This window comes from Lactobacillus gigeriorum DSM 23908 = CRBIP 24.85, from assembly GCF_000296855.1.
Lineage (GTDB): Bacteria > Bacillota > Bacilli > Lactobacillales > Lactobacillaceae > Lactobacillus > Lactobacillus gigeriorum.
Map to the genome: position 1 here is coordinate 39,270 of NZ_CAKC01000037.1, position 22,991 is coordinate 62,260.

The window sequence follows — 22,991 nt, forward strand, 5'->3', positions numbered from 1 at the left end:
CGCTGTTAAACAAAAAGACGCCACTTCAAAGTTAGTTACTCTGAAGGGACGCCTTTGCGTGTTACCACCCTGTATTTAATTCTAACCTCACGACTAGAATCCTCACTGGCTTTTCTACTGAAAATCCTGACTTAATATCGAAAGTCAATCGTAAGTTGCTAACACGACGCTTACAACTTATGCCAAATATGAAGACCATGTTCGGCTAACTATGCAATTACTGCCTTTCACCTGATACAGCTCTCTTTAAAAAGATAATCAGCTTACTCATCTTCTCAGCTTTTATTCATTTATTTTCTTATATCTTAATTTATTATTTAGAACTAGTCAAGTGATTTATTAAAAGCCAATGCTACTTTTCCAAAGCTGTCAATGTTACTAAAACTGCATCGTAATAATTAATTCCTGTCAGTTTTTGCAATAAAACATATTTCTGAGAACTAAACAAACTATCAAAAACTTGATTGCGATAATCCGATGCAGCTAAAAAAATCGGTGCACTAAAAGCTCGAGATTGATAATCATTAAGTGCTTTACCTGCCATAGTGTATCCGGCTGTCACCGTGTTTTGTTTACTAAAGAATTTTAACAAACGGCGACTAATGTATTTCGCATCTCGGTCCTTAACACCAGCTAAGTTCATTGGAATTCTACAAGCATTGGCAGCATAATCGCCATCATATTTGCTATTAACGGCTTTACCCTTGACTGCTTTAACTCCAGTACTGCTTACCCAAGCAAAATCAGGTATTAGTCCACTCTTACTCTGATTGCTTAATTGACGCATTCGTTTCAACATCGTTTTTCTAATCAACAACCAGCGTTCATCTTTGGTTACCTGATAAAATGCAGTCAGTTCTTTAGGTAAACAATCAGATGTTCGAAGCAAATAATAATACTTAGAATCTTGATCAGCCCAGTTTCCAACAGTTAAACAATTAGTTTCATTGTTGACTTTCTTAGCCATAATGTCGTTGATCAGTTTCACTGCTTGATGGCGATAAGTTTCATCATGCCAACGCCGAGCTGCCAAAATCAAGCTATAGGCGATAAACACATCCCCATCAGTAGCGCTATTATTGTCATAATGCCACTGCCATCACGCTTAATTTGCCGCCAAGACATTAATTCTGATCCCATTTCTCGATTATCAAGATAATACCGATATAAGCGATCAAACGTAGCTTTATCTCCATTCGGATTCATAGCTGCAATTTCCATCCCATATCCTTGGCCCTCAGAAAGCACCTTTTGATACTTTTTCTTAGGTGTGGCATTCACATAGGCTAAATTATGTTCGCGCATAACGTAGTATTTATGCCAATCAGTGACCAGAGTTTCGCGAATTTTTTCTTCATTGTCAATTCTAACCAGCCATAAAACCGCCGTGAAAGCAATTATTATCCCAATAAAAATATACCAATTAATCCTTTGTCTCATTTCTCACCTAATTTGCAAATCGTTTAGTTTTAACCCACTTAGTACTATCATGCTTAAAGATGCGATCTAGCATTACTGAGGTAACGGCATGTACTGATACTACGATAAACAATTGCGAATACGTAAAATACGATGCCAGTGCTTCTCTAATTCTTTATCGTCAGATAATTTTGCAATATTGCTTTGATCAACGCGTACTTTAGCCTATTTTATCCCACCGGGAATTTCCCGCTTAAGTTTGTTTAATTCTGCATCGGTTTCCGCATCGATCTCAGAGATTGTCTTATCCTGAATCTCAGGGGATAGAATTAAGAACTCAGCATTGCCTAAATAGTAGATTCCTTCAGCTGACAGTCTGGTTTGTTTCAATATTTTAGCTAATTGACGCAAAATTTGATCATGCTCATAGCGATTGCCTTGAGCATATTGCTCGTGATTGGTCCATTGGATTAAACTCGCATGTACCCAAAGATCCAAATCCGGACGTGACTTAATATTTTGAGCAATCTTGTTATAAACCTTTCTTGCAGTATAGGTTGTTAATAGCTTAACATTACTATCAAAACGGTTAACATAGCGATTGATTGAATCCTTATTATTTCCTATTGAATGCCAATTAATAATATATTGTTGCAGATAAAAAACTAGCACCGCCTCAATTGGAAATGAAACTAATAAAATCAGCTTCGCAGCCCGAGCAATGACTACGTACCCCAGCAACAGAACGGCTGCGGCAATTGTCATCAATACCAATAGCAGCCAACTCAACAAAATGTCAGTTAAAGTTAAACCCGCAATTACTGCCAACAATAAAATTGCGATTGCTCCCGTCTGAACATCCTTGGTATAATTTTGGGCAAACCAAATTATCAGCATCGGAAAAGCGATCGCTGCAAAGAATCCCAAGCTAACTGCTTGATTGTCTTTTAGTTTCACGATTTCACCCCAATAAAAATTTTGCTAGTAAATTATACACTTTTAAATATCCATGGCTAGATTTTTTATTAAAAATTATTGCGATTTTATAAAGTTACAATTTATCTCGATTTGCTAACAAAAAAGCAGTTTAATGCATCTTCTGCACTAAACTGCTTTTTATTCTTTATCTTATACAGCAACTACTTGTTTTCGTCTGCTGCAGCCTTGTTCAAGAAAGCAACAACTGCTGCTACGTGAGCAACACGCTTCTTTGCGTTTCTCTTGTTCTTAGGTCTTTGGTTTGGTTCACAACCAGTGTTGTAGTTTTCACCTTTACGCATAGTACTATACTTCCTTTCAGATTTTCGAAAATCTAGTTTAGTTTAGCATGAATAGCACTATATAGCAAGGTTAGACCAAAAATTCCCTGGGAAATTATTAGCAGGTCTTGCCTTCAAGCAGATCCTTTTCAGTAACTTCTTCAGGTTCATAATCACTGACTGTAACTGCGCCATCGATGATTCCACTATCATCTGACAAACTCATCGTTGAATTACGAGCATTCACAACCAAGTTATCTTCCAAAAAGCCCATTTCTGGTTCAGCAGTGTAAAGGTTTAAGTCAAGATTGTTTTCAATTTTGATTGTATAATCAGGATCTGCTTGCTTTACAAAGACAAATTGGAAGTTAGCACCAATGGTACAAGTACCACCCATCTTAGAGTACTTAGTTGAGCCGTCGTTTAAAGCCAACAAAACTAATTGATCGTCACTCTTAACATGTTTTTCAAGAATTTCGGCTGCTTCAGGTTTAATTTTCATTGTAACTGTCATTGCAATCATCCTTCCATATCGTGAACTATATTTTGCTATAAGTATAACAATTTTTTCTTACTTTTTAAAAGAATCAGCTCAGGAAAATCCGAAAAATTCCCACTAAACCTAAAATTAATTATTGCTATCATTGGTAAAAAGGCTCACAATGGTACATAGGGTTTTCAGACGATTATAGATGTAAGGGGGACCTTTTATGACCGTCTTTAAAAATATTGTGAAAGATAAAATCTTACAAATAACTATCTTTATTACCATTATTAGTCTCTTTTTTGCGAGGCCTAGGTTAGCAGATATCAATTTCCATACGTTATTCTCGGTAGCTGCTATGTTAACGCTCATCCAAATCTATGCTTATCTGCACGTGTTGGATGTTTTAGCTTACAAGTTAACTAGCATTGCGGACAATACTCGGAAATTAAATATCTTGTTTACCCTTTTATCCATAATATCAGGTATGTTTTTAGGAAATGACATTACCGTCTTGACCTTAATTCCACTCTACTTGAATATTGCTAAAAAGTATCGTTTACCGCAAATTTTACCAGTTACCTTAATCGGTATGGGAGCTAATATTGGGGCAGCATTTACGCCATGGGGAAATCCCCACAACATCTTTTTGGTCAGTCGATATAACGTCAATGCTGTCGAATTCTTCAAATGGTCAATTCCATATCTCTTGGTTTCATTGATCATCATGGCGATCGTCTTTGTATTCATTCCCAAAAAAGACATCCCCGTTCAAAAGACTGAAAGCATTCGTATCAGTTGGCGACCAACCTTGTTAACAACGCTGATTTTTATTTTCTTCTTTTTCGGCGTTTTCCGTGTAGTGCCAATCATCTATCCGATGATTGCTGCAATTGCGTTAGCACTCTTAATCAATCCGAGAATCATGCTGAGAATCGACTATGCTTTACTGTTGACCTTTACTGGATTCTTCATCTTTATTAGCGATATCCAACAGATTCCTGCGATAGTTGGCGGCATTCATATGATGGTACACTCAGAGCTTTCAACTTACTTGACTTCAATTATTTCAAGTCAGGTTATGAGCAATGTTCCATCAACGATTTTAGTTGGTAAATTCACCAATTACGCTGAAGCTTTATTCCTTGGCTCAAATATTGGCGGTTTTGGCTCAGCTGTTGGTTCAATGGCCAATATGTTGGTACTTAAGACCTTTAATCAACACGCTAGCGTTGATAAATCTAAGTTCTTCAAAGAATGGACTGCGATGCAATTCTTAGGATTATTGATCTTAACAATTGTTGGCTGGCTACTATTATTAATCTAAGATAATTAAACATGATTATCGGCTAATTCACACTGCGTGGATTAGCTTTTTGATTGCTTACTATTGTATTTCTTTCTGGCAAATAAAAAATCCTACTTTCGTAGGATCATTTAACTTTCATGTTAAACCTCAATCACTTGATCAAAGTCAGCTAAGTTTTCTTCATGCAATTGGTGGCTAACAAAGACTACCGCAATGTCTTTTTGCTTTAAGAAATTATTTTCTACTGCCAGTGCACTTTCATGATCTAGATTACTGGTCGATTCATCTAACAGGAATAACTTCTTTTTCCGCAACAAACCACGAGCTAATGCAAGTCTTTGCTTTTGCCCTCCGGACATCGAAGTTCCACCTTCTTGAATCTCTGTATCTAATCCTTCTGGCAAGCTATTGACGTAGTCTAACAAATCAGCTTCTTTCAATGCTTTCTTCAACTGTTCATCATCAAAGTCTTGACCTAAAGTCAAATTGTATCGAATTGACTTAGCAAACAGATATGGCGTTTGGTCAATGTAAGCAATCAAATCACGCAAAGAATCATAATTTGCATCTTTTAATTCGACTTGATTAAGTTCAACGCTTCCTTGATAATTAGGCAATTGTCCAGAAAGAATCCGTAAAACCGTACTCTTTCCACTACCTGATTGTCCATGAATGGCAACTTTTTCATTATTTTTAATAGTAAAATTCAAAGCCTGTTTAAAGACTGGCTTATCTTTATAGGAGAATTTTAGTTTTTTAGCTGTTAGATTCAAACTTTGGTCATTCGCAATTTTCCGGGTAGATTGGAGTTGCGCATTTTCACCAATATCGTACTTTTCAAATACGGGATCAAGCGAACGCAAAGAAGTCAAAATTGGTGCGATAACTGCTAGTGAATTGAAAACGTTGTATGCCAATCCACCTGCAGAGGCAATTACACCTACGGTAACGACATGAGTTAATGCAAGATAGCCTGTCCATGCTTGTATTGAGGTTTGACCAATAATGTTGCTAAAGCCTGCGATATTATTAGCCATGGTTGTATATTTAGCTTGCGTAATCTTTTTAGCAATTAAGTTTCTGGTGGCTATAGTGATTCGACGTTCGATTTCACGTTCAGCACCAAAAATCATTAAGTTGGAGAAGCCACGCAAAACATCATTAATAGTGTTTAATAAACTTTCATTAGCTTTAGTTGTTGATAGGTTGGATTGGGCCAACTTCTTACGCACTAATTGTGGGAAATAGACCGTGAAGAAGGATAATACTACAATCAATGGTAGGTAAGTCCAGCTAAATTTAAGCAAAGCAATTAAAGAAAATAACGGATCAGTAATTACTTGGATGGAACTTAATAAATATTCAAAGCCCTGGCCTTCGATCATGTTAACATCATTGGTTAGCCATGAAGAATAGGCTCCAGTATCTCGACTCTGAAATTGTACAATCGATTGTCGCGAAATTTTTCGTGCCAGATCCTGCCTCAGATGTAACGATAGATGTTGAATTGTCCAAGCCTTAGCTATTTCTTGAAAAACTAGCACTACTGATAGCAACGCAAAAACTAAGACGTCAAATAAAACATACTTAACAAAATCATGAACACTCAACTTAATCAAACTATTCAAGACCATTACTTGAATCAGTGAGTGTCCCACTCTAAAAGCTGACGCAAGAGCCGTTAAAAATGTTACAACAGCAACTTTTCCAGGTTCTTGTCGCACATATTTAAACAATTGTTTCATTTTTCTTCTCCAAATTATCAAAATAGCTTGCATTCATTGCGACTGCAAATAATATTGAATTTATGAAAAAACTATTACATAAAATAAAATTGATTTAATTTAACTTGATTGTTTTAATATTGCTCTTTTTATAGATATTAGTCAATTATTTTTTAATATTTTTAGTCGTTATTTTAAGTGGAGTTGTTGATGATTATGGCTATAATCTTAAAGTTATATCGCCGAAAAGCAGGAGTTACATATTTTAATTTTTGATAATTTAGGATTTAAAACTAAAAACTACATCTCTACTTTGAACTACGCTATAATTTAAGTATTAAGTATTAATTATGGAGGTCTCTATGTTACTTTGGATTATTTTAGCAATTGTCGTTCTTCTGGTTTTTGCTTACATTGCAACTTACAACAGTTTGCAACGGGCAAAAGTCTATACTGAAGAAAGCTGGAGTCAAATCGACGTTCAATTAAAAAGACGTAATGATTTAATTCCTAATTTAGTAGAAACTGTTAAAGGTTATGCATCCCACGAAAAGGAAACCCTAGCTCAAGTTATCAGCTTGCGGAATCAATTAACGCAAATTCCTGCTGACAACCATGAAGAAGCTCTTAAAGTTTCCAACCAGTTATCAGATTCCTTAAAAACTATTTTTGCCTTATCAGAAAATTATCCTGACTTAAAGGCTAACCAAAACTTCCTAAGTTTACAGGAAGAGTTGACTAACACTGAAAATAAGATTGCTTATTCTCGTCAACTTTACAACTCGAGTGCTGCTCAATATGACCAAAAGTTGTTAACTTTCCCATCAAACATTGTGGCCAAGATTCACCACTTCCAAAAGGTTAACTACTTGGAAACTCCAGAAGCTGAAAAAGAAGTGCCAAAAGTTAAATTTTAGAAATTAGTGATTATCTATGTTGTATCAACAAATTAGCCATAATAAACGCAAGAGTAGCATTATTATGGTAGTTTTCGTTATTATCTTGGCATTAGTCGGTGCTGGCTTAGGCTATTTAATTAGCGATTCGCCAACAAGTGGCGTAATTATCGCAGTTATCGGAAGCTTAATTTATTTATTCATCGTTATGCAAAATCCGGCTAACATGATTATGAGCTTAAATCACGCCCAAGAGATTCATGAAGCAGATAATCCTACACTTTGGCATATCGTTGAAGATATGGCGATGGTAGGTAAAGTTCCTATGCCAAGGGTATTTATTATCAATGATGCCAGTCCCAATGCCTTTGCTACAGGAAGTGACCCTGATCACAGTGCTGTAGCCGTAACTTCAGGTTTACTAGCAATGATGAACCAGGAAGAGCTAGAAGGCGTACTCGGGCATGAAATTTCTCACATTCGTAACTACGATATCCGGCTTTCAACAATTGCAGTAGTTTTAGTCGGCGTAATTTCCTTTATCTCTGGAATTGCCAGTCGTATGATTTGGTGGGGCGGTGGTCGTCGAGATCGTGATGATGATCGAGACAGCAGTCCAATTGAAGCAATTTTTAAAATCGTCGCAATTATTTTCGTGCTAATTCTTGGACCCTTGGCAGCTAGCCTCGCACAGATGGCACTTTCGCGCAACCGCGAATTCTTAGCTGATGCTTCCTCAGTTGAATTAACGCGTAATCCACATGGTTTGATTTCAGCGCTTGAAAAAATTGAAGGCAGTCAACCAATGCAATATGTTGACCCCTCAAGTGCAGGAATGTATATCTCAAATCCGTTGAAAAAAGCAGCCGGTTTGTTTGATACGCATCCCCCTACAGCTGAACGAATTAAACGCTTAGAACAAATGTGATATCTAAAAAAGCTGAGCCTCCTTTGAGAGACTCAGCTTTTTATTCAGCGACCAATTTGTCAAGGTGAACAATCCGATCAAACATCTTAGTTTCATCATCAGTAATTTTATGAGCTACTTCAAGAACCGTTATGTCCTTATTATTCAACAACGTTTTATGAATTGCTAAAGACATTGCGGGATCTAGTGCACTTGTAGCTTCATCAGCTAACAAAATTGGACGTTTAAATAATAAAGCTCTCGCAATTTCAATTCTTTGAATCTGTCCACCTGATAAATTGCTTCCTGCTTCACCCAGCTCATAATCTAACCCTTTTTCCGCCACCAATTCGCTTAAACCAGCTAATTTAATGGCTTCGCTAAGGTCAGCGTCTAGAACCTCTCGGCCCAAAGTTAGGTTAAATTTCAAATTATTGTCGAAAATGAATGGTCTTTGATTAATGTACCCAAAGAAATTATGGGCTTCTTGATAATTTCCTGACATGTCCTTATGATTAATTATTACTTGGCCGTGGCTTGGTTTTAGTTGACCCATCAGTAATTGCAGAAAAGTTGTTTTTCCCCAACCACTCGGAGCCATCAGCAATACTTTTTGACCTGGTTCAATTTTCAATGATAAATTGTTAAATAGTTGTCGCCCATTGACTGTGTAACTGACATCAGTTATTTCTAATTCTTCTAGTATGTCACTAAATTCATGACTTGCTACAAAGTTATAGGTCAGCGCAGGTTCGATCTTATCCCACATTGGTTTAGTCGATTTAATAGCATTAATTTGATCGAAGATATTAACGATGGGGTTAACAAACTCGTTTGATAACTGAACAATCATTATCAAGGTTCCTGCACCAAACCATCCTTGATACATCAAGATCGATCCTACCAAAAAGGGAATAATAAAACTGAAAATATCTGCAACAGCCACGATTATTTCATAAGCTCCTTGCTGAGCATAGTTTAATCTTCTTAAAGCCAGCTCCATTCTCTTAGCACTTTCCACTACTTGGCTAATTACAGGGACTTGAGCATCGTATAAATTAGTAGTTCTTGAACCGTTTAATGCATCACTGACTTTTTGGGTATATTCTGCATTAGCTTTTTCCCATTGCCCTGATCTTTTTTGGATAGGTTTGGCAAACCATTTTTGGACAAAACCAGGAATTAAGGTAGTAGCTAAGAAGATCAAAGTTAAAATCCATGAATTTAAAATGCCCACCACAATTGAGATAACAAATGAAACCAATTCTGAAATAATCATTAATTCATTAGTTATCTTTAGCGTCTCAATCTGTTTCAAATCATTGGTCATTAAGCTCAGACCCTCTTTTTGAGAAACATCGCGCTTATTTACCAGATAGGTCATAGTTTTATCCTTAAGTACAACATTAATTGTCCTTACGAGATCCACTTTTATGTACCTATAGATAAAGTTGGCCAACATGATAAGTATTATTGTTCCCGCACCTACACAAGCTACTAAAATCAGATCATTCAGTTTACCTTTACGATACTGAGCTAAATCCAACATGATTTTAGAAGTATATGCAACCGTAACGTTTCCTAAGGCATTTATAATTGCGAAAATCACATATAAAAAGACTTTATTTTTGGGTGCAAATTTTAAGGTCATGATTTTTCTCCTCTTTTTCGCCTATAAAATGAAAAAATATTCAAAATGATATTATCATCAATCTATAATCTATGCAATCCAAAAGTTTTTAAAATTTGCCCCAAATCTTTTTTGCATATTAAAAAACCTCGAAATTCGTATTTATGATTTCGAGGTTCAGCTTTTTACTTAAGATTAATATTAGCTTGGCGGAACAATTCGCTCCGCATCGCTGCCGGCGTCATATGATAGTATTCGCCAAATTTTTTATAAAAGAAGGACTTGCTAGAATAGCCTACGCGGGTAATGATATCACGTAAAGAAATATCAGGTTGGGCCAACAGCATCTTAGCCTCTTGCATCCGTCGTTCATCAACATGGTCAACAAAGCTTTTACCAGTTTTTAACTTTACTAAATTCGAGAAGTAATTACGATTAAAGCCAAAATACGTGGCTGCATCTTGCAAAGTAAGTTTTTGATAATGATCGGCGATATAATCATCTAGTGCTGCTTGACTGAATTTAACCTTAACCACGCCTGCTTTCGTATTAGTCAAATTATTGTGACGAATCAGGTTAATTAATACTCGCGTTAAATCAGCTTGCAAGAAGCTTTCGACAAACTCAGTATCTTGTAAATAGCTTTCTGCCATTTCATTTAGCCACGTTACTACCTTATTGTTTCCTCGGGTTGTGAACAACAAACTGCGATCCTGAGTAATAGTTTGTTTAAACCGATTGCTCAAAGTCTGTTCGCTTTGCGATTTAACTAAAGTTTCTACAAAGTTTTCAATGAAAAATTGTGATTGAAACTTGAACTTAAGCAAGAGTGCCCGTTTAATTTCACTGCCAACTTGATAGCTACTCCCAGCCTTAAGCAACAATACATCCCCTTGCGATAAAGCCAACTCCTTACCATTAACAGTTAAATTGACTTTTCCTTGATAAGCAAACAATAATTCATCGCTAATCGGTTGGTAGAAGTGGAGCCCGGTAGTTTGATTTTCCAGCCATAAGGTGAGCCACGAGAACTTTTCATCTGCTGCTGTTAGTGCTAACTCATCGCCCTCGTTAATCCGAACTTTTAAAATATTATTTAAATACTGTTCTAAGATAATCGCTGCCATTACTCTGCCCCCTACTATGCTTTTATTTATATTATAAAGCAAGCCCTTGTCTTTTTTCATTAAAATAATCACATTGTTAGACATTTTCAAGCGCTTTCTGTACAATAGATTGTGAAAAACGGGGTGCCTATCAAGGCTGAGATGAGACCCATTGAACCTGTTCTGGATAATGCCAGCGAAGGGAAAATGATGTTGATTGCTAGTTAGTCGCCCCTATAAGGAGCGATTTTTTTATTGAACGAGAACAGCATGAAATTTATCACTATTAATAATCTCACTTTTGGCTATGACACTAAAAAGCCATTACTTAATCAGCTCAATTTGACGATTCCTACTAAGAGCTTTTCACTACTGATCGGTCCTACCGGTTGTGGCAAATCAACCTTAATGAAAATCTTAGCCCAACTGTATCCTAAATATGGTGGACAAATAATCAATGGGCAAGTTGATCTCGCCGGCCACCGCCAAGCCATGATGTTTCAAAATGCCGGTCAACAATTTACCATGGCAACTCCACGTGAAGAAATTATTTTTGCCCTTGAAAATCTTCAAATTGGTCCTGAGGAATATCAAGTCCGCTTGAAAGAAGCGGTTGCCTTCTCACAAATTGAACGGCTATTAGATCAAAAAATTTCTACGATGTCCGGTGGCGAAAAGCAACGCGTTGCTTTAGCTGTTTTAGTAGCCATGGATGTTGATTTATTAATCCTAGATGAACCATTTGCCAGTTGTGACCCCGAAACAAGAAAGTTCTTAATTGCTAAATTAGCTGAGCTACGCAATCACGGCAAAACGATTATCATTAGCGACCATGTTTTATCTGATTATCAGGAAATCTGCGATCAAATTTTTGCCTTCAAGCAAGAACGCGTAGTGCGCTTAAATGATGACGAGATGGAGCAGCTTTTTGCAACCGCCGAACAAACCCCAGATTTGCACTTTTCCTTGCCGGACAAGCAGGCTAGCGTTTTTACCCTTAAGCAAACCCAAATTAAGCAAAATCGCTTATTGTTGAATCAAGAGCAGTTGGATATCGTTAAAGGTAAACCAACGCTTATAACTGGTGCTAACGGTATTGGTAAAAGCTCGTTCTTCCAAGGCTTGACGCAACTGATTACTTATGAAGGCTCTATAAAGTATGAAGGACGCGAGATTCGCAAAATTCCAGCTAGAAAATACTTAACTCATGTCGGTCAAATTTTTCAATCAGCTAGCGATCAATTCTTAACAGTGACTGTCGCCGATGAGCTGCAGCTAAGTCAACAGCATAATCCTCATCTTCGTTATTCAGAAGACCAAGTAGCTGAACTATTGAAAATGCTTGACCTATACGATCGCCAAGACCAAGTTGTCTACTCACTGTCTGGGGGACAAAAGAAAAAATTGCAAATCTTGTTAATGTTACTCTCCAGCCAAGAAGTGCTACTTATCGATGAACCGCTTAGTGGTCTTGATCATGAATCAGTCCATCAGGTCATCGAGTTAATGCAACGCTGTCAAAGCGAACTTAAACAAACCATGTTGATTATCAGTCACCAAATTGCCGAACTCGGACAATGGTGCGATTATCATTTAGTCTTTGAAAATCAACACTTATCATATGTAGAAAGATAGATCGATGAATCCAAGTATTGAATTTTTACTCGCCTTTATTATTTCCCTTGAGCTATCTTTGAAAAATAGCTTCTATACTAATTTAATTGTAATTGTTCTGGCAATCGGCTACCTGTTAGTTCGTAAAATTAAGTTGAAAAAGTTACTGCTACTACTGTTAGTTCCTTTTTTAGCTGCCTTCACCGTTTTTGCGACTCTCTTTTGGTTCACTAAAAAAAGCGATCCTTATTATGCTTGGAGCTTGGCAACAAGGGTTTACGTTTATACCTTAACGATTGCCTGCGTGGCTCATGACACGACTGCTGTGGATTTTGCTCGTTCACTTGAACAAAATCTCCATTTACCAAGCAAATTTGCTTATGGCGTTTTAGCAGCATTAAACATCATCCCGCAAATGGCTAGCGCTGTAAAACAAATTAGAGTTGCTGGAATGATGCGTGGCATGTATCTCTCTTTTTGGTCGCCCCAACTTTATTTTAAAGCGATATTAGTTGCCCTTACTTCAGCTGAAAATTTAGCTCAGGGAATGGAATCACACGGCTACGTCGAAGGTCAGCAACGATCAGTGATTGTTCCAATAGCTTTAAACTTCAGTGACTGGTTATGGGCCGGAATTATCTTATTAGTTATCAACATTAATTTATTTGCCCTAGGCTAAAAAGCAGCCGTCTATTTTTAGACAGCTGCTTTTATTTATGATATGGGCTACCTGAATTAATCATAAAAGCACGATAGATTTGTTCGATTAACACTACTCGCATCAATTGATGAGGCATCGTTAGCTTGCCAAAGCTCATTAAATCATCTGCACGCTGATTAACTGCCTTACTAGTACCGAGACTACCCCCAATCACAAAAGTAATATCGGAATGACCATAAGTAGCTAAATCTTGGATTTCTTTAGCAAAATCCTCGCTTCTCCGCTCTTTACCTTTGATTGCTGTTACATAAACATATTCCTTATCCTTAATCTTACTTAAAATACGTTCGCCTTCAATTTCTTTAACCTGCTCGTCTTCAGCCGCACTCAATTTTTCAGGCGCTTTTTCATCTGGTACTTGAACAATTTCTACTTTTACAAACCGGCTCAAGCGTTTTTGATATTCCGCAATTGCATCTTTAAAGTACTTTTCTTTCAACTTACCAACACAGACTATTTTGATATTCATACATTTTCCCCTTCATGTACAAGATTTCCACTCAGTTTATCCACACCTGTGAAAAATAAGAATCTATATTTTGTGGTTATCTATTTATTTATACTAGTTATTGTACTATACCAGTTTTTAAAAAATTTTTTGATTTATTTTCCCACATTTGGCCTTGGGATAACTACTTTTCACAAATTTTACCTATTTGTGCTTATTAAATCAAGTTTGTTAGCGGTTTTTATAAGTGCTAAATCCGAATTAAGTTACACACAATTCACAGGTTATCAACAAGTAATTCTGGGTAAATATTCCATAGTTATCCACAATCCACAGTTTTTTCCACAATTATCAACATGTTAACTTTACTCTGAGAACTTGACAAGTTTTAATTACGAACTTTATCATGTTACACATTTATAAAGTTAACAAAAAGGTGACCAACGGCTTAGTAGAGCCATTGATCACCTCTTTTTTGATCATTGATTTTACGATTTTTAGTTACCTTGTAGCGTCACTTTAAGGTTAACGTCTTTACCATCACGGTTTACAGTTACAGTTACCGTATCTCCGACCTTGTGACTGTATAAAATACTGTGTAACGAAGCTACGTCGCTGACTTTTTTACCGTCAACTTTGGTAATAACATCTTTAGCCTTCATTCCTGCTTTGGCAGCTGCTCCAGTCTTCGTTACAGAGTCTACATAAATACCACTCTCAAGTTTGGTAGTAATACCTAAGCGAGCTTTATAAGCTTCTGGAATTTCACCTAAAGTAATTACCTTAACGCCCAATTGTGGACGCGTAATTTTACCATTCTTAACTAATTGGTTAACAATTGTGACCACTTCGTTAGATGGAATTGCAAAACCCATACCTTCAACTGAGGTACCATCTGAAGATTGGGCCAACTTCATTGAGTTGATACCTACTACTTGACCAGCTGAGTTAACAAGTGGACCACCTGAGTTACCAGGATTGATGGCAGCATCTGTTTGAATAACTGTCTGTTGGTTAGCTGAAGAAGTCGTAATGGTTCTACTTGGAGCAGAAACAATCCCTTGAGTTACTGTCGAAGCATATTCGCTACCAAGTGGCGAACCTACTGCAATAACTGTTTGTCCAGCTACTAAGCTCTTAGAATCACCAAATTCAGCGGTTTGCGTTACATATTTAGCATCAATCGATAACACTGCCAAGTCAGTGGTGCTATCAGTACCTACTACCTTCGCATCAACAGGTTTGCCGTTGTTTAACATTACTTGTACGGCATCAGCACCAGAAACCACGTGATTGTTGGTTACTACATAGCCTTTACCATTGGCTTTCATGTAAATTACCCCTGAGCCTTCAGCATAAGTTGAAAGCTTACCATTGCTACTTGATGAGTCATTGTCATCGTCGTTACCAAAAAGACTAGCAATGCTGCTACTTGAACGTCCACTTGAGCGCTTTAGATTGATGACAGAAACTACTGCACCTTTAACATCATCATAAGCGGTAGTCATTGAACTGCTATTCTTAGCGCTAGTTTTTGAAAGTTGGGCACTTGAATTGCTTACAGTAGTTTGCGTTGGTTGATTAGTAATTGAACCATTGTTAATCGCATTCATTGCTGCATATGAAGCACCACCACCTAATATTCCGGCAACCAAGCCAATTGCGGCAGTCTTTACGAAAAATCCTTTAGTACTCTTAGTTTTTACTTGTTCATTGTTTTGCATGTTTTTGTTTTCCATCTTTTTATTATCTCCCTTCATCTGATGACTATAATATACCCAGCAAATTTGAAGATTGCGTGAACTATTTTCGGCGAATCTGTTAAATTTCTGTCAATTTTGTTGGTTCATCAGGTTCGGTCATAATAAGTTTCAGGTCCTGATCGACTTCGGCATCCCCCTGATCCAGCATCTCCCATGCAGTCTCTTTAGCAAGATACTCCGTATTATTATGTCGACTTAAATGCGATAGATAAATGTGCTTAGTGCGATTAGTAATTACATCCGCAAGTGCTTGTCCTGCTTGATCATTTGATAAATGTCCCACATCTGATAAAATCCGACTTTTTAGCGACCATGAATAAGGGCCGTCTCTTAGCATCATAGGATCATAATTAAATTCCATCATGTATGCATCAGCTGCCTTAATCGTATCTTCAACTTCTTCAGAAACATAGCCAGTATCCGTCAAAAATGCTATCCGCTTACCCTCGCTAGTAAAGACGTAGTACTGTGGTTCAGCTGCATCATGGCTAGTCGCAAAAGCAGTAACTTCTAAATCATCGAAGATTTTACTTTGGCCAGGTTCAATGACATTAATTTGATCAACCGGTAACTTACCAATTTTATTGGTATTCAAAAGGTATTGCCAAGTTCCTGAATTCGCAAAAGCGTTTATTTGTGGATATCTACGCATTAGTACCCCTAATCCACCACTATGGTCACTATGATCATGGCTCAAAAAGACCATATCAATCTCACTAAGATCAACACCTACTTGTCCCAAAAGAGTTTGCGTCTTTTTTCCTGATAAACCAGCATCCATCAAAATTTTATGTTTTTTAGTAACTATCAAACTGGTATTTCCAGTTGAACCGCTAGCTAAGATTGAAACCTGCACTAGACAATTTCCTTCCCTATTATTTTTCTAAGCTGTAAGTTGAACTAGCTGGCAATACCTGTGACGTAAAGGCGTTAACCCGCTTTAAGCTTGTATTTTTGGTTGTTTTATTTTCTACCCAAACTAACCAAGTTGGTAAGAAGATCGTACTACCACGAACAACCGTCAATTTAGAATAAGCCAATTTTACTCTTACAATTCTTGAATTATTAGCCAATTCACGATCTAAATACATCGCCTTAATCGCGTGCCATGGTGATATTGTCGACTGCAATTCTCGCACCGGACTGACTGGGCCAATATAAGTTAGCATGTAACTATCAATCACCTTGTCTTTGACCGTAATCACCAATTGGGCAGAGCTATCGTAAATTTTGCCATATTCTGATTTTTGTACAAAAGTATAAATTCCAGACCCCGACATACTTGGTTCGTAAACATACTGCTTACCGTAAGGAACATTATGTGGATCGTTTTTAAAGGTATTTAAAGCTTTGATCGCAGCCTTACCTTTACCAGTTACTAGATATGAAAGCTTTGGGGTAGCAGTAATACTATTGTCAGACTTAGAGTAGGTGGCATTGACTTTGGTTAAATCAGATATTTTTCCAGACAGATAATCGCGATTTTTGATCGCCATGTAATATCCTGAAGCTTGATTTTCTGAAATTTTAGCCGGTAAGTCGATGCCATCCGCCCGCATCTCCATCTTGATACTACTAGTACTTGTATCGCTGGTATCAACGCTACCTAAATTAACAGGTGAACGCAAAATTTCAAAAGCTAGATAGATATCGATTAATACGAAGACAATTAAAAATAACCATTCTATTCTTCTATGATCCATTCTAATTATCCCCCTTCCGATCAGCAGCTAAATTATAAAGATTCATGTCTTGCTTAGCCCATTCTTCAGCACTTTTCCATTCACCATAAGCTTTCAAGTAGTAGGTTGGAATTAGATTAACTAAATTGTTATAGCTATTATCCTTTTCTACTCGATAACCCACAACAATTCGTTGCACCTCATTTTCACGCATTCCATGATTTTCAAGATCGTTCAACATTTTTCTAGTAGCTTCTAGAGTCGTAGTGCGACCATCGAAAGGAATTGGAATCTGGAAGTTTAAACTGTTAAAAGTAACTGTCGTAGCTGAATCAGATGATGAGCCAACCACGATTTGCAAGTCATGTTGATTTAAAAATACTGGCATCCCTTCAATATAGTTAGTATAGCTAACACCATTATCGTCAACATCGAAGAAGCGGAGATCTTGTTCAGTCAATCCTAATTGGTGCACGTAATCAATACTATTCAAAAGCTTATTAGTGAGACTTACCTCAGCATCAGGATTATCTTTTTTATCATAATGAGTGTAAACATAATTATTTGGTCCATCGCTACGGATAGTTGGAACTGATAGTCTCGTGTAATAGCTTAATGAATAAGTGGTTACTCCCTTTTTATTGGTACGGCTTGATACACCTGACGTTCCCAACAAACGCGAAACAAAGTAAGCATCCGATTGTCGATTAGTTAAATAGCTATAGACTTTAAGCTTAGTTGGCTGAGTATAAAAAGTCGCATATCCGGTACTAATTTTATAAAAACTGATCGGTACTTTTTGGCTGGCATTCTTAGCATATCTGCGCAGGCGATCAAAGTTAGCATTTTTCAAATAAACGCGATAAAGCGCGCTAGTTTGATCGTTACCAACATAAATCCATTTATTGGAGCTAGTAATAAAGAAGCGATTAAATTCACGGTTATCCTTTTTATTACCAAAATCAGCAAACATATTAAATGTTACTTTATCTGGGTAAGATAGCTGTAAAAAGTTAGGATTATTGATTAAAACGCTATAATTAGCAACACTTCCACTCATTTTAACAATGCGTTTAACCGTAGCTTGTTGTAAATTATTTGAAAATTCAAAAGACAAATTATTTTTGGAATCATACAAACTGTATGGTTTTCCTTTCATAAAGCCATAGGCTTTAGTTGGAATATATAAATCATAGTTTGATTTAGTATTTTTGCTTCTGGTCTGCTGACGAGAAATGGCATTGTTAGTTTGACTCAGACGACTGAAACGTTGATCGTTAGTCATGATGAAAATCCATAACACGATCGAAAGCACAATGGCAGCAATCGTACCTGTCACCAACAATACTTCGCTCAGTTTAAATTTAAACTTCATCCCAGTCATCCCCTTCACTCATTGGTTCATATGGTAAGGAAATATAAAAAGTCGACCCTTTGCCTTCGCTACTATCAGCCCAAATTTTACCATGGTGAGCTTCAACGATTTCTTTGGCAATAGCTAGTCCAAGTCCCGTTCCACCTTGAGCACGTGAACGAGCTTTATCAACTCGATAGAACCGTTCAAAAATCTTATCTAAGTCTTTACGTGGAATTCCCAGTCCTTGGTCAGAAATACTCAAAATAATCCGATTCTGGCTTTGAAGCAATCGTACCGTAATAACTCCTCCGTCAGGAGAATATTTAATTGCGTTATTTACGATATTATCGACTACCTGCATCATTTTATCAGTATCAATTTCTACCCAAAGTGCTTGATTCCCTAGTTCACGTCTAATCGTGTACTTTTTATTTCCGGCATCTTTTTGTTCATTTTTAACGATCATATCAAACCGATTAAGAATATGAGCTACAAAATCATTGAAATTGACCAACTCAAATTCCATTTTGGAGACGCCACGATCCATTCGCGATAAGCTTAGTAAATCATTGATCATTCGAATCATTCGTTCAGTTTCTTCTTGCGTTACCTTTAAAAACTTAGGCGCGATATCTGGATCTTTCCATGCACCAGCATTTAAAGTGTCGATGTAGGCACTCAAACTAGTAAGAGGCGTCCGCAACTCATGAGAAACATTAGATACGAATTGACGTTGTGAATTTTCGTTTCGTTGTTGCTCAGTAATATCATGCAATACACACACGCTTCCTGAGACAAAACCCGTAATCCGTTTAATCAACGAAAAGCTTACGTGCAAAATCATCTCATCACGCGTACCTTCATTAACCGTAGTTACGAGTTCTTTTTGTTCAGAAATCAAATCTGACGGTGCTTCATCTAGTCCAAGCACTTCACTAATCGGTTTATTGATAACATCATTTTCTTCAACGTTTAAGAAATTTAACGCCATCTGGTTAACAACACTTACGTTTCCATGACGATCGGTAGCTAGCACTCCATCAGTCATGTGCGACAGCACGCTATCCAAACGTCGCCGCTCACTATCCGACTCTTCCTGCGAACGTTCGATACGAACCGACAGCGTATTAAATGCCTTACCTAATTTACCAATTTCATCATTAGAATAGATCTTAACTTGATTGGAATAATCCCCGTCCGCAATGCTTAAAGCCTGCTTTTGCATATCTTCAATTGGTTGCGTAATTGCTCGCGAAATTACCAAGGAAAGCACTGCCCCCATAATTGCAGCAATCAACGATGCAACTAAGAAGGCAAATGAAGTATTACGCAAGTCATTGAAAATACTCTGCATACTAGCGCGAACATAGATAGCGCCAACCGTATTCGTCGATCCGTTGCCACTTGTCAAAGGGGTAATTTGGATCATATAGCTATTGCCATTTTCTTGAAGAGTCTTGGTTATTTGTCGTCCCGTTGAAGTAACCTGCTTAACATCATTATTATTGACCCTTTGGCCGATCCGTCCCTTATCATTTAAATTAGAGACTGCACGAATGATATCCTTGCTATCAACAACCATTAATTCGCTAATCGTCGAATCGTTATTATAATCGCTAATAATCCGATTCAAATGATCATTGCTTTCTCTTTTATTGCTCGTCAATTGGCTAGATAGTTGCGACGTGACAATCTGTGGAATTTGCAAAGAATTCTGAAAAGTTTCAATATTGTTCTGCTCTAATTGTCGCGTAAAATAAGCCCCGATCACTTCAATCGTTGCTAGCAGCATCAACATAAATACAATCGCAAGCTTAGTATTAATTGAATTAAAAACGTGTAGTAATTTTGCCTTTATCTTCTTCATTGTCCCTATATAAAAATAAGTCTGGTTAATTCCAGACTTCCTTTTTATTCATCAGTCGGCTGCTTAACGTAATATCCTACTCCACGCCGAGTAATCAAAATTTGTGGTTGGATCGGATTATCTTCGATTTTTTCTCTCAATCGGTGAACAGTTACGTCTACAGTCCGTACATCTCCAAAGTAATCATAACCCCATACAGTTTGCAAAAGGTGTTCTCGCGTCATAACTTGCCCCATATGTTGAGCTAAATAGTACAACAGTTCAAATTCACGGTGAGTCAATTCAATCTTGTCACCATCTTTTTCAACAATATATGCATCAGGAATAATTACTAAGTTTCCTATTTGAATATTTTTGTCAGTTTCTTCTTGGGTCGCAGCTTCAGCCTTTTTGACAATATCGCGTCGACGCAAATTAGCCTTAACGCGAGCAACCAATTCACGATTAGAAAATGGTTTAGTAACATAATCATCTGCTCCCATTTCCAAACCTAAAACTTTGTCAATTTCGGTATCTTTAGCTGTAACCATAATAATTGGCATGTCATGTGTTTGACGAACTTCTCGTGCTACCTCTAGACCATCTTTTTTAGGCAACATTAAATCAAGAATCATAAGATCAGGATCATATTCATCAACTTTTTTGACAGCTTCTTCACCATCATAAGCAGTATCGACGTCAAAACCTTCCTTAGTCAAATTAAATTTGATAATATCAGAAATCGGTTTTTCATCATCGACTACAAGTATTTTCTTTGGCATTGAGTCTGGCCTCCTTTGCCTCTTTATTATACTGGTCTTTATCTATTATAGACAAGAAATATAAAAAAATGCAAAAAAGACTTGCTTTTTTTCTGAAAACAAGGCATAATAATTGATGTCGGTTATCGATGAATTAAATATGGGTGGCTAGCTCAGCTGGCAGAGCAACGGACTCTTAATCCGTGGGTCCAGGGTTCGATCCCCTGGCCACCCATCTTTTAAAAGCACAACTTTGGTTGTGCTTTTTTGTATCTTTCTTGCTTCCACGATACAATATATATAGGGAAAGAAGTGATTTTTATGAACAACGAAAATGTATTTTTTAACCCTGGCGACGCCATTGCTTCTTCACATGATCACAAGAAAGTCCGCCGTAGTAGACAAATTTTTAAAGCAGCAAAGCCGACTGCAGGTAAATTAGTCATCGATAAGGCTAATAAAAATAGTACCCGTCCTGTATATTTTGCTGGCAAAACAACGAACAAGTAATTTTTACTTTTTTTAAAAAAACACTTGCATTAAGATCAAATAATTGATAACATATTTAACTGTCAGCGATACAGCTGATAAGTTAAATATGGGTGGCTAGCTCAGCTGGCAGAGCAACGGACTCTTAATCCGTGGGTCCAGGGTTCGATCCCCTGGCCACCCACTAATATAAGGAAGGAACTGCAAGGAGACGGTGCTTTTTTTATATTCTCAATTACTAAAAGGTAATTTTTTGGAACACGAAAAACGTCAATCAACTCAATTAATGGGTAAGATTGACGTTTTTTATTGTTTTAAACGGTTTTCCGCGCTAATCTAGTTATATAACATAGTAAAGGAACTATTTTTATGCATGATCCAGAAGCCTTACAACATTATTTAGATGTTTTATTGCGCGAAAGCAATTTTACCCGCGCTGCGCACGAATTATACATTTCACAGCCATATTTAACTCAGTTGATCAAACGAATCGAAAAGAAATTAGGAACTCCGATCATCAATCGCGATTCTATTCCTTTTACCTTAACTGAAGCTGGAACAATCTATTATCAATATTTGGAAAAAATATCTTATGATCATTTACAACTTGATCGTAAATTGGCTCAGTTCATCCGTCCTGACCATGAAATTATTAAAATTGGTGTGTTAGAGAGTTTGGGAACATTTTTATTATCTGTTCTTCTTCCACCATTTTTAGCAGAAAATTCTGACGTTGAGATTCAACTATTCGAGGCTTTTCCTCGCGAAACCGAAAAGCGACTGTTAAATGAACAAATTGACTGTTACTTAGGGCAAACTCCAGAAACTTTAAATAAAGGACTCGACGTGTATGTCAATGGTGGTGAAACTTACTACGTGGTAATTGCTCCTAATTCTCCATTCTATCAAAAGGATCGCTTTATTTTAGAACCTGACGAACTAGATTTAAAGGAGCTACTAGAACAACCACTAGTATTGAGTGCTCCTGAATCAGCAATTAGGCACCAAGTTAATGGTTTATTCCAAAAATACAATATTACCCCTAAGATCGTATTAGAATCCAACAGTATTTTAACTGCAACCAACCTTGCTACTAAAGGTGTAGGACTCACAATCTCTGCAGCAAGCATCTTAAAACGAATGAATCATACTCCAATAAATTTGCTACCATTAGACGATAGCCTGCTTAAAATCGAATTCTTTATGGCAATTAAGAAGAAGCATGAAGTTTCACCTAAATTACAAAATATGATCGAATTATTTCAAAAACTAGATCTAAAATCAGAAATAAAATAAGGATGCGTTCTGCATCCTTTTTCTCTGCTTGTCAGATAAAATATCCACTTTAAAAAGCAATATTAAGCGCTCTAAGAAGAGAATTTTTATTCAATCTATTTATACATTTTAACCAATTACTGCACTAAAAGCTTACAATTTGGCGTTTAACGCAAAAGATACAATAGAATTATTCAATAATCAACTTAACCGATCTATAGACTTTAATAGCACACAAAAAGGCGGAAGCCTCTGGCCCCCGCCTCTTTCATATTCCGCTAGCTCCGGCTGTCAGACTCGA

The 22,991-nt window shown here is 37.0% G+C and carries 22 protein-coding genes, 2 tRNA genes, 1 pseudogene and 1 riboswitch; of the genes and pseudogenes, 9 read left to right on the forward strand and 16 right to left on the reverse strand.

The genetic code is table 11. From position 1 onward, the window contains the following. Positions 1–352: 352 nt before the first annotated feature. From BN52_RS10200 to BN52_RS03395, 6 genes and pseudogenes are all read right to left on the reverse strand, one after another. Complete coding sequence (locus BN52_RS10200; RefSeq protein ID WP_008472800.1) at positions 353–1,057, reverse strand: glycosyl hydrolase family 8; 705 nt, start codon at positions 1,055–1,057, stop codon at positions 353–355. Then, positions 1,036–1,440, reverse strand: a complete 405-nt coding sequence (locus BN52_RS10525; protein ID WP_008472801.1) for a glycosyl hydrolase family 8 — start codon at positions 1,438–1,440, stop codon at positions 1,036–1,038. The genes BN52_RS10200 and BN52_RS10525 overlap by 22 nt, the downstream gene beginning before the upstream one ends. Positions 1,441–1,447: 7 nt before the next feature. Continuing rightward, positions 1,448–1,582, reverse strand: a pseudogene (locus tag BN52_RS10365) (glycosyltransferase family 2 protein); the annotation flags it as partial. A 62-nt stretch (positions 1,583–1,644) separates the two neighbouring features. Then, on the reverse strand, positions 1,645–2,376 hold the full coding sequence (locus BN52_RS03390) for a hypothetical protein (protein ID WP_008472803.1): 732 nt from the start codon (positions 2,374–2,376) through the stop codon (positions 1,645–1,647). A gap of 182 nt (positions 2,377–2,558) precedes the next feature. Further along, complete coding sequence (locus tag BN52_RS09770; RefSeq protein ID WP_008472804.1) at positions 2,559–2,699, reverse strand: hypothetical protein; 141 nt, start codon at positions 2,697–2,699, stop codon at positions 2,559–2,561. Positions 2,700–2,796: 97 nt separating this feature from the next. Next, positions 2,797–3,201: an iron-sulfur cluster biosynthesis family protein gene (locus BN52_RS03395; protein ID WP_040473348.1), complete on the reverse strand. Its 405-nt coding sequence runs from the start codon at positions 3,199–3,201 to the stop codon at positions 2,797–2,799. Positions 3,202–3,388: 187 nt separating this feature from the next. Between BN52_RS03395 and BN52_RS03400 the strand changes: the two genes are divergently transcribed. Continuing rightward, positions 3,389–4,489, forward strand: a complete 1,101-nt coding sequence (locus BN52_RS03400) for an SLC13 family permease (RefSeq protein WP_008472806.1) — start codon at positions 3,389–3,391, stop codon at positions 4,487–4,489. A gap of 122 nt (positions 4,490–4,611) precedes the next feature. On the opposite strand, the gene BN52_RS03405 is transcribed toward BN52_RS03400, so the two are convergent. Beyond that, positions 4,612–6,216 (reverse strand): ABC transporter ATP-binding protein, encoded by a 1,605-nt coding sequence (locus BN52_RS03405; RefSeq protein ID WP_008472807.1) that lies wholly within the window; start codon positions 6,214–6,216, stop codon positions 4,612–4,614. 341 nt (positions 6,217–6,557) lie between these two features. Here BN52_RS03405 and BN52_RS03410 point away from each other — a divergent pair, with 341 nt between their 5' ends. Both BN52_RS03410 and htpX read left to right on the forward strand, forming a co-directional pair. Continuing rightward, a complete protein-coding gene (locus tag BN52_RS03410; RefSeq protein WP_008472808.1) occupies positions 6,558–7,112 on the forward strand; it encodes a LemA family protein in 555 nt (184 codons plus the stop codon). 16 nt (positions 7,113–7,128) lie between these two features. Next, the gene (gene htpX / locus BN52_RS03415) at positions 7,129–8,019 is read left to right on the forward strand and encodes a zinc metalloprotease HtpX (RefSeq protein ID WP_008472809.1); all 891 of its coding nucleotides are present in this window, start codon (positions 7,129–7,131) and stop codon (positions 8,017–8,019) included. Between the two features lie 40 nt (positions 8,020–8,059). Here htpX and BN52_RS03420 read toward each other — a convergent pair whose 3' ends face one another. Next, entirely contained in the window at positions 8,060–9,649 is a 1,590-nt protein-coding gene (locus tag BN52_RS03420; RefSeq protein ID WP_008472810.1) for an ATP-binding cassette domain-containing protein, read from the reverse strand. Between the two features lie 164 nt (positions 9,650–9,813). Then, positions 9,814–10,755 (reverse strand): helix-turn-helix domain-containing protein, encoded by a 942-nt coding sequence (locus BN52_RS03425; protein ID WP_008472811.1) that lies wholly within the window; start codon positions 10,753–10,755, stop codon positions 9,814–9,816. Between the two features lie 109 nt (positions 10,756–10,864). Further along, positions 10,865–10,957, forward strand: a riboswitch (TPP riboswitch). A gap of 47 nt (positions 10,958–11,004) precedes the next feature. Between BN52_RS03425 and BN52_RS03430 the strand changes: the two genes are divergently transcribed. Together BN52_RS03430 and BN52_RS03435 are read left to right on the forward strand one after the other, a co-directional pair. After that, positions 11,005–12,369: an ATP-binding cassette domain-containing protein gene (locus BN52_RS03430; RefSeq protein ID WP_040473349.1), complete on the forward strand. Its 1,365-nt coding sequence runs from the start codon at positions 11,005–11,007 to the stop codon at positions 12,367–12,369. 4 nt (positions 12,370–12,373) lie between these two features. After that, a complete protein-coding gene (locus BN52_RS03435; protein ID WP_008472814.1) occupies positions 12,374–13,027 on the forward strand; it encodes an energy-coupling factor transporter transmembrane component T family protein in 654 nt (217 codons plus the stop codon). A 31-nt stretch (positions 13,028–13,058) separates the two neighbouring features. Here BN52_RS03435 and rlmH read toward each other — a convergent pair whose 3' ends face one another. From rlmH to yycF, 7 genes are all read right to left on the reverse strand, one after another. Then, a complete protein-coding gene (rlmH, locus tag BN52_RS03440; protein WP_008472816.1) occupies positions 13,059–13,538 on the reverse strand; it encodes a 23S rRNA (pseudouridine(1915)-N(3))-methyltransferase RlmH in 480 nt (159 codons plus the stop codon). Between the two features lie 476 nt (positions 13,539–14,014). After that, on the reverse strand, positions 14,015–15,256 hold the full coding sequence (locus BN52_RS03445) for a S1C family serine protease (protein ID WP_008472817.1): 1,242 nt from the start codon (positions 15,254–15,256) through the stop codon (positions 14,015–14,017). A gap of 82 nt (positions 15,257–15,338) precedes the next feature. After that, positions 15,339–16,136: an MBL fold metallo-hydrolase gene (locus tag BN52_RS03450; protein ID WP_008472818.1), complete on the reverse strand. Its 798-nt coding sequence runs from the start codon at positions 16,134–16,136 to the stop codon at positions 15,339–15,341. A gap of 19 nt (positions 16,137–16,155) precedes the next feature. Continuing rightward, positions 16,156–16,983: a two-component system regulatory protein YycI gene (locus BN52_RS03455; protein WP_008472819.1), complete on the reverse strand. Its 828-nt coding sequence runs from the start codon at positions 16,981–16,983 to the stop codon at positions 16,156–16,158. A 1-nt stretch (position 16,984) separates the two neighbouring features. Continuing rightward, positions 16,985–18,337, reverse strand: coding sequence for a YycH family regulatory protein (locus BN52_RS03460; RefSeq protein ID WP_008472820.1), 1,353 nt, complete (start codon positions 18,335–18,337; stop codon positions 16,985–16,987). After that, positions 18,327–20,186, reverse strand: coding sequence for a cell wall metabolism sensor histidine kinase WalK (gene walK, locus BN52_RS03465; protein ID WP_008472821.1), 1,860 nt, complete (start codon positions 20,184–20,186; stop codon positions 18,327–18,329). Before walK ends, BN52_RS03460 begins: the two co-directional genes overlap by 11 nt. A 44-nt stretch (positions 20,187–20,230) precedes the next feature. Beyond that, positions 20,231–20,947 carry a response regulator YycF gene (gene yycF, locus BN52_RS03470; protein WP_008472822.1) on the reverse strand — a complete coding sequence of 239 codons (717 nt, stop codon included), beginning with the start codon at positions 20,945–20,947 and terminating at the stop codon, positions 20,231–20,233. A 141-nt stretch (positions 20,948–21,088) separates the two neighbouring features. Here yycF and BN52_RS03475 point away from each other — a divergent pair. From BN52_RS03475 to BN52_RS03490, 4 genes are all read left to right on the forward strand, one after another. Continuing rightward, positions 21,089–21,161: transfer RNA gene (locus BN52_RS03475), tRNA-Lys, on the forward strand. A gap of 86 nt (positions 21,162–21,247) precedes the next feature. Continuing rightward, positions 21,248–21,436: a hypothetical protein gene (locus tag BN52_RS03480; protein WP_008472823.1), complete on the forward strand. Its 189-nt coding sequence runs from the start codon at positions 21,248–21,250 to the stop codon at positions 21,434–21,436. 90 nt (positions 21,437–21,526) lie between these two features. Beyond that, positions 21,527–21,599, forward strand: a tRNA-Lys gene (locus BN52_RS03485). A gap of 185 nt (positions 21,600–21,784) precedes the next feature. Continuing rightward, positions 21,785–22,711 carry a LysR family transcriptional regulator gene (locus BN52_RS03490; RefSeq protein ID WP_008472824.1) on the forward strand — a complete coding sequence of 309 codons (927 nt, stop codon included), beginning with the start codon at positions 21,785–21,787 and terminating at the stop codon, positions 22,709–22,711. Positions 22,712–22,991: the final 280 nt, after the last annotated feature.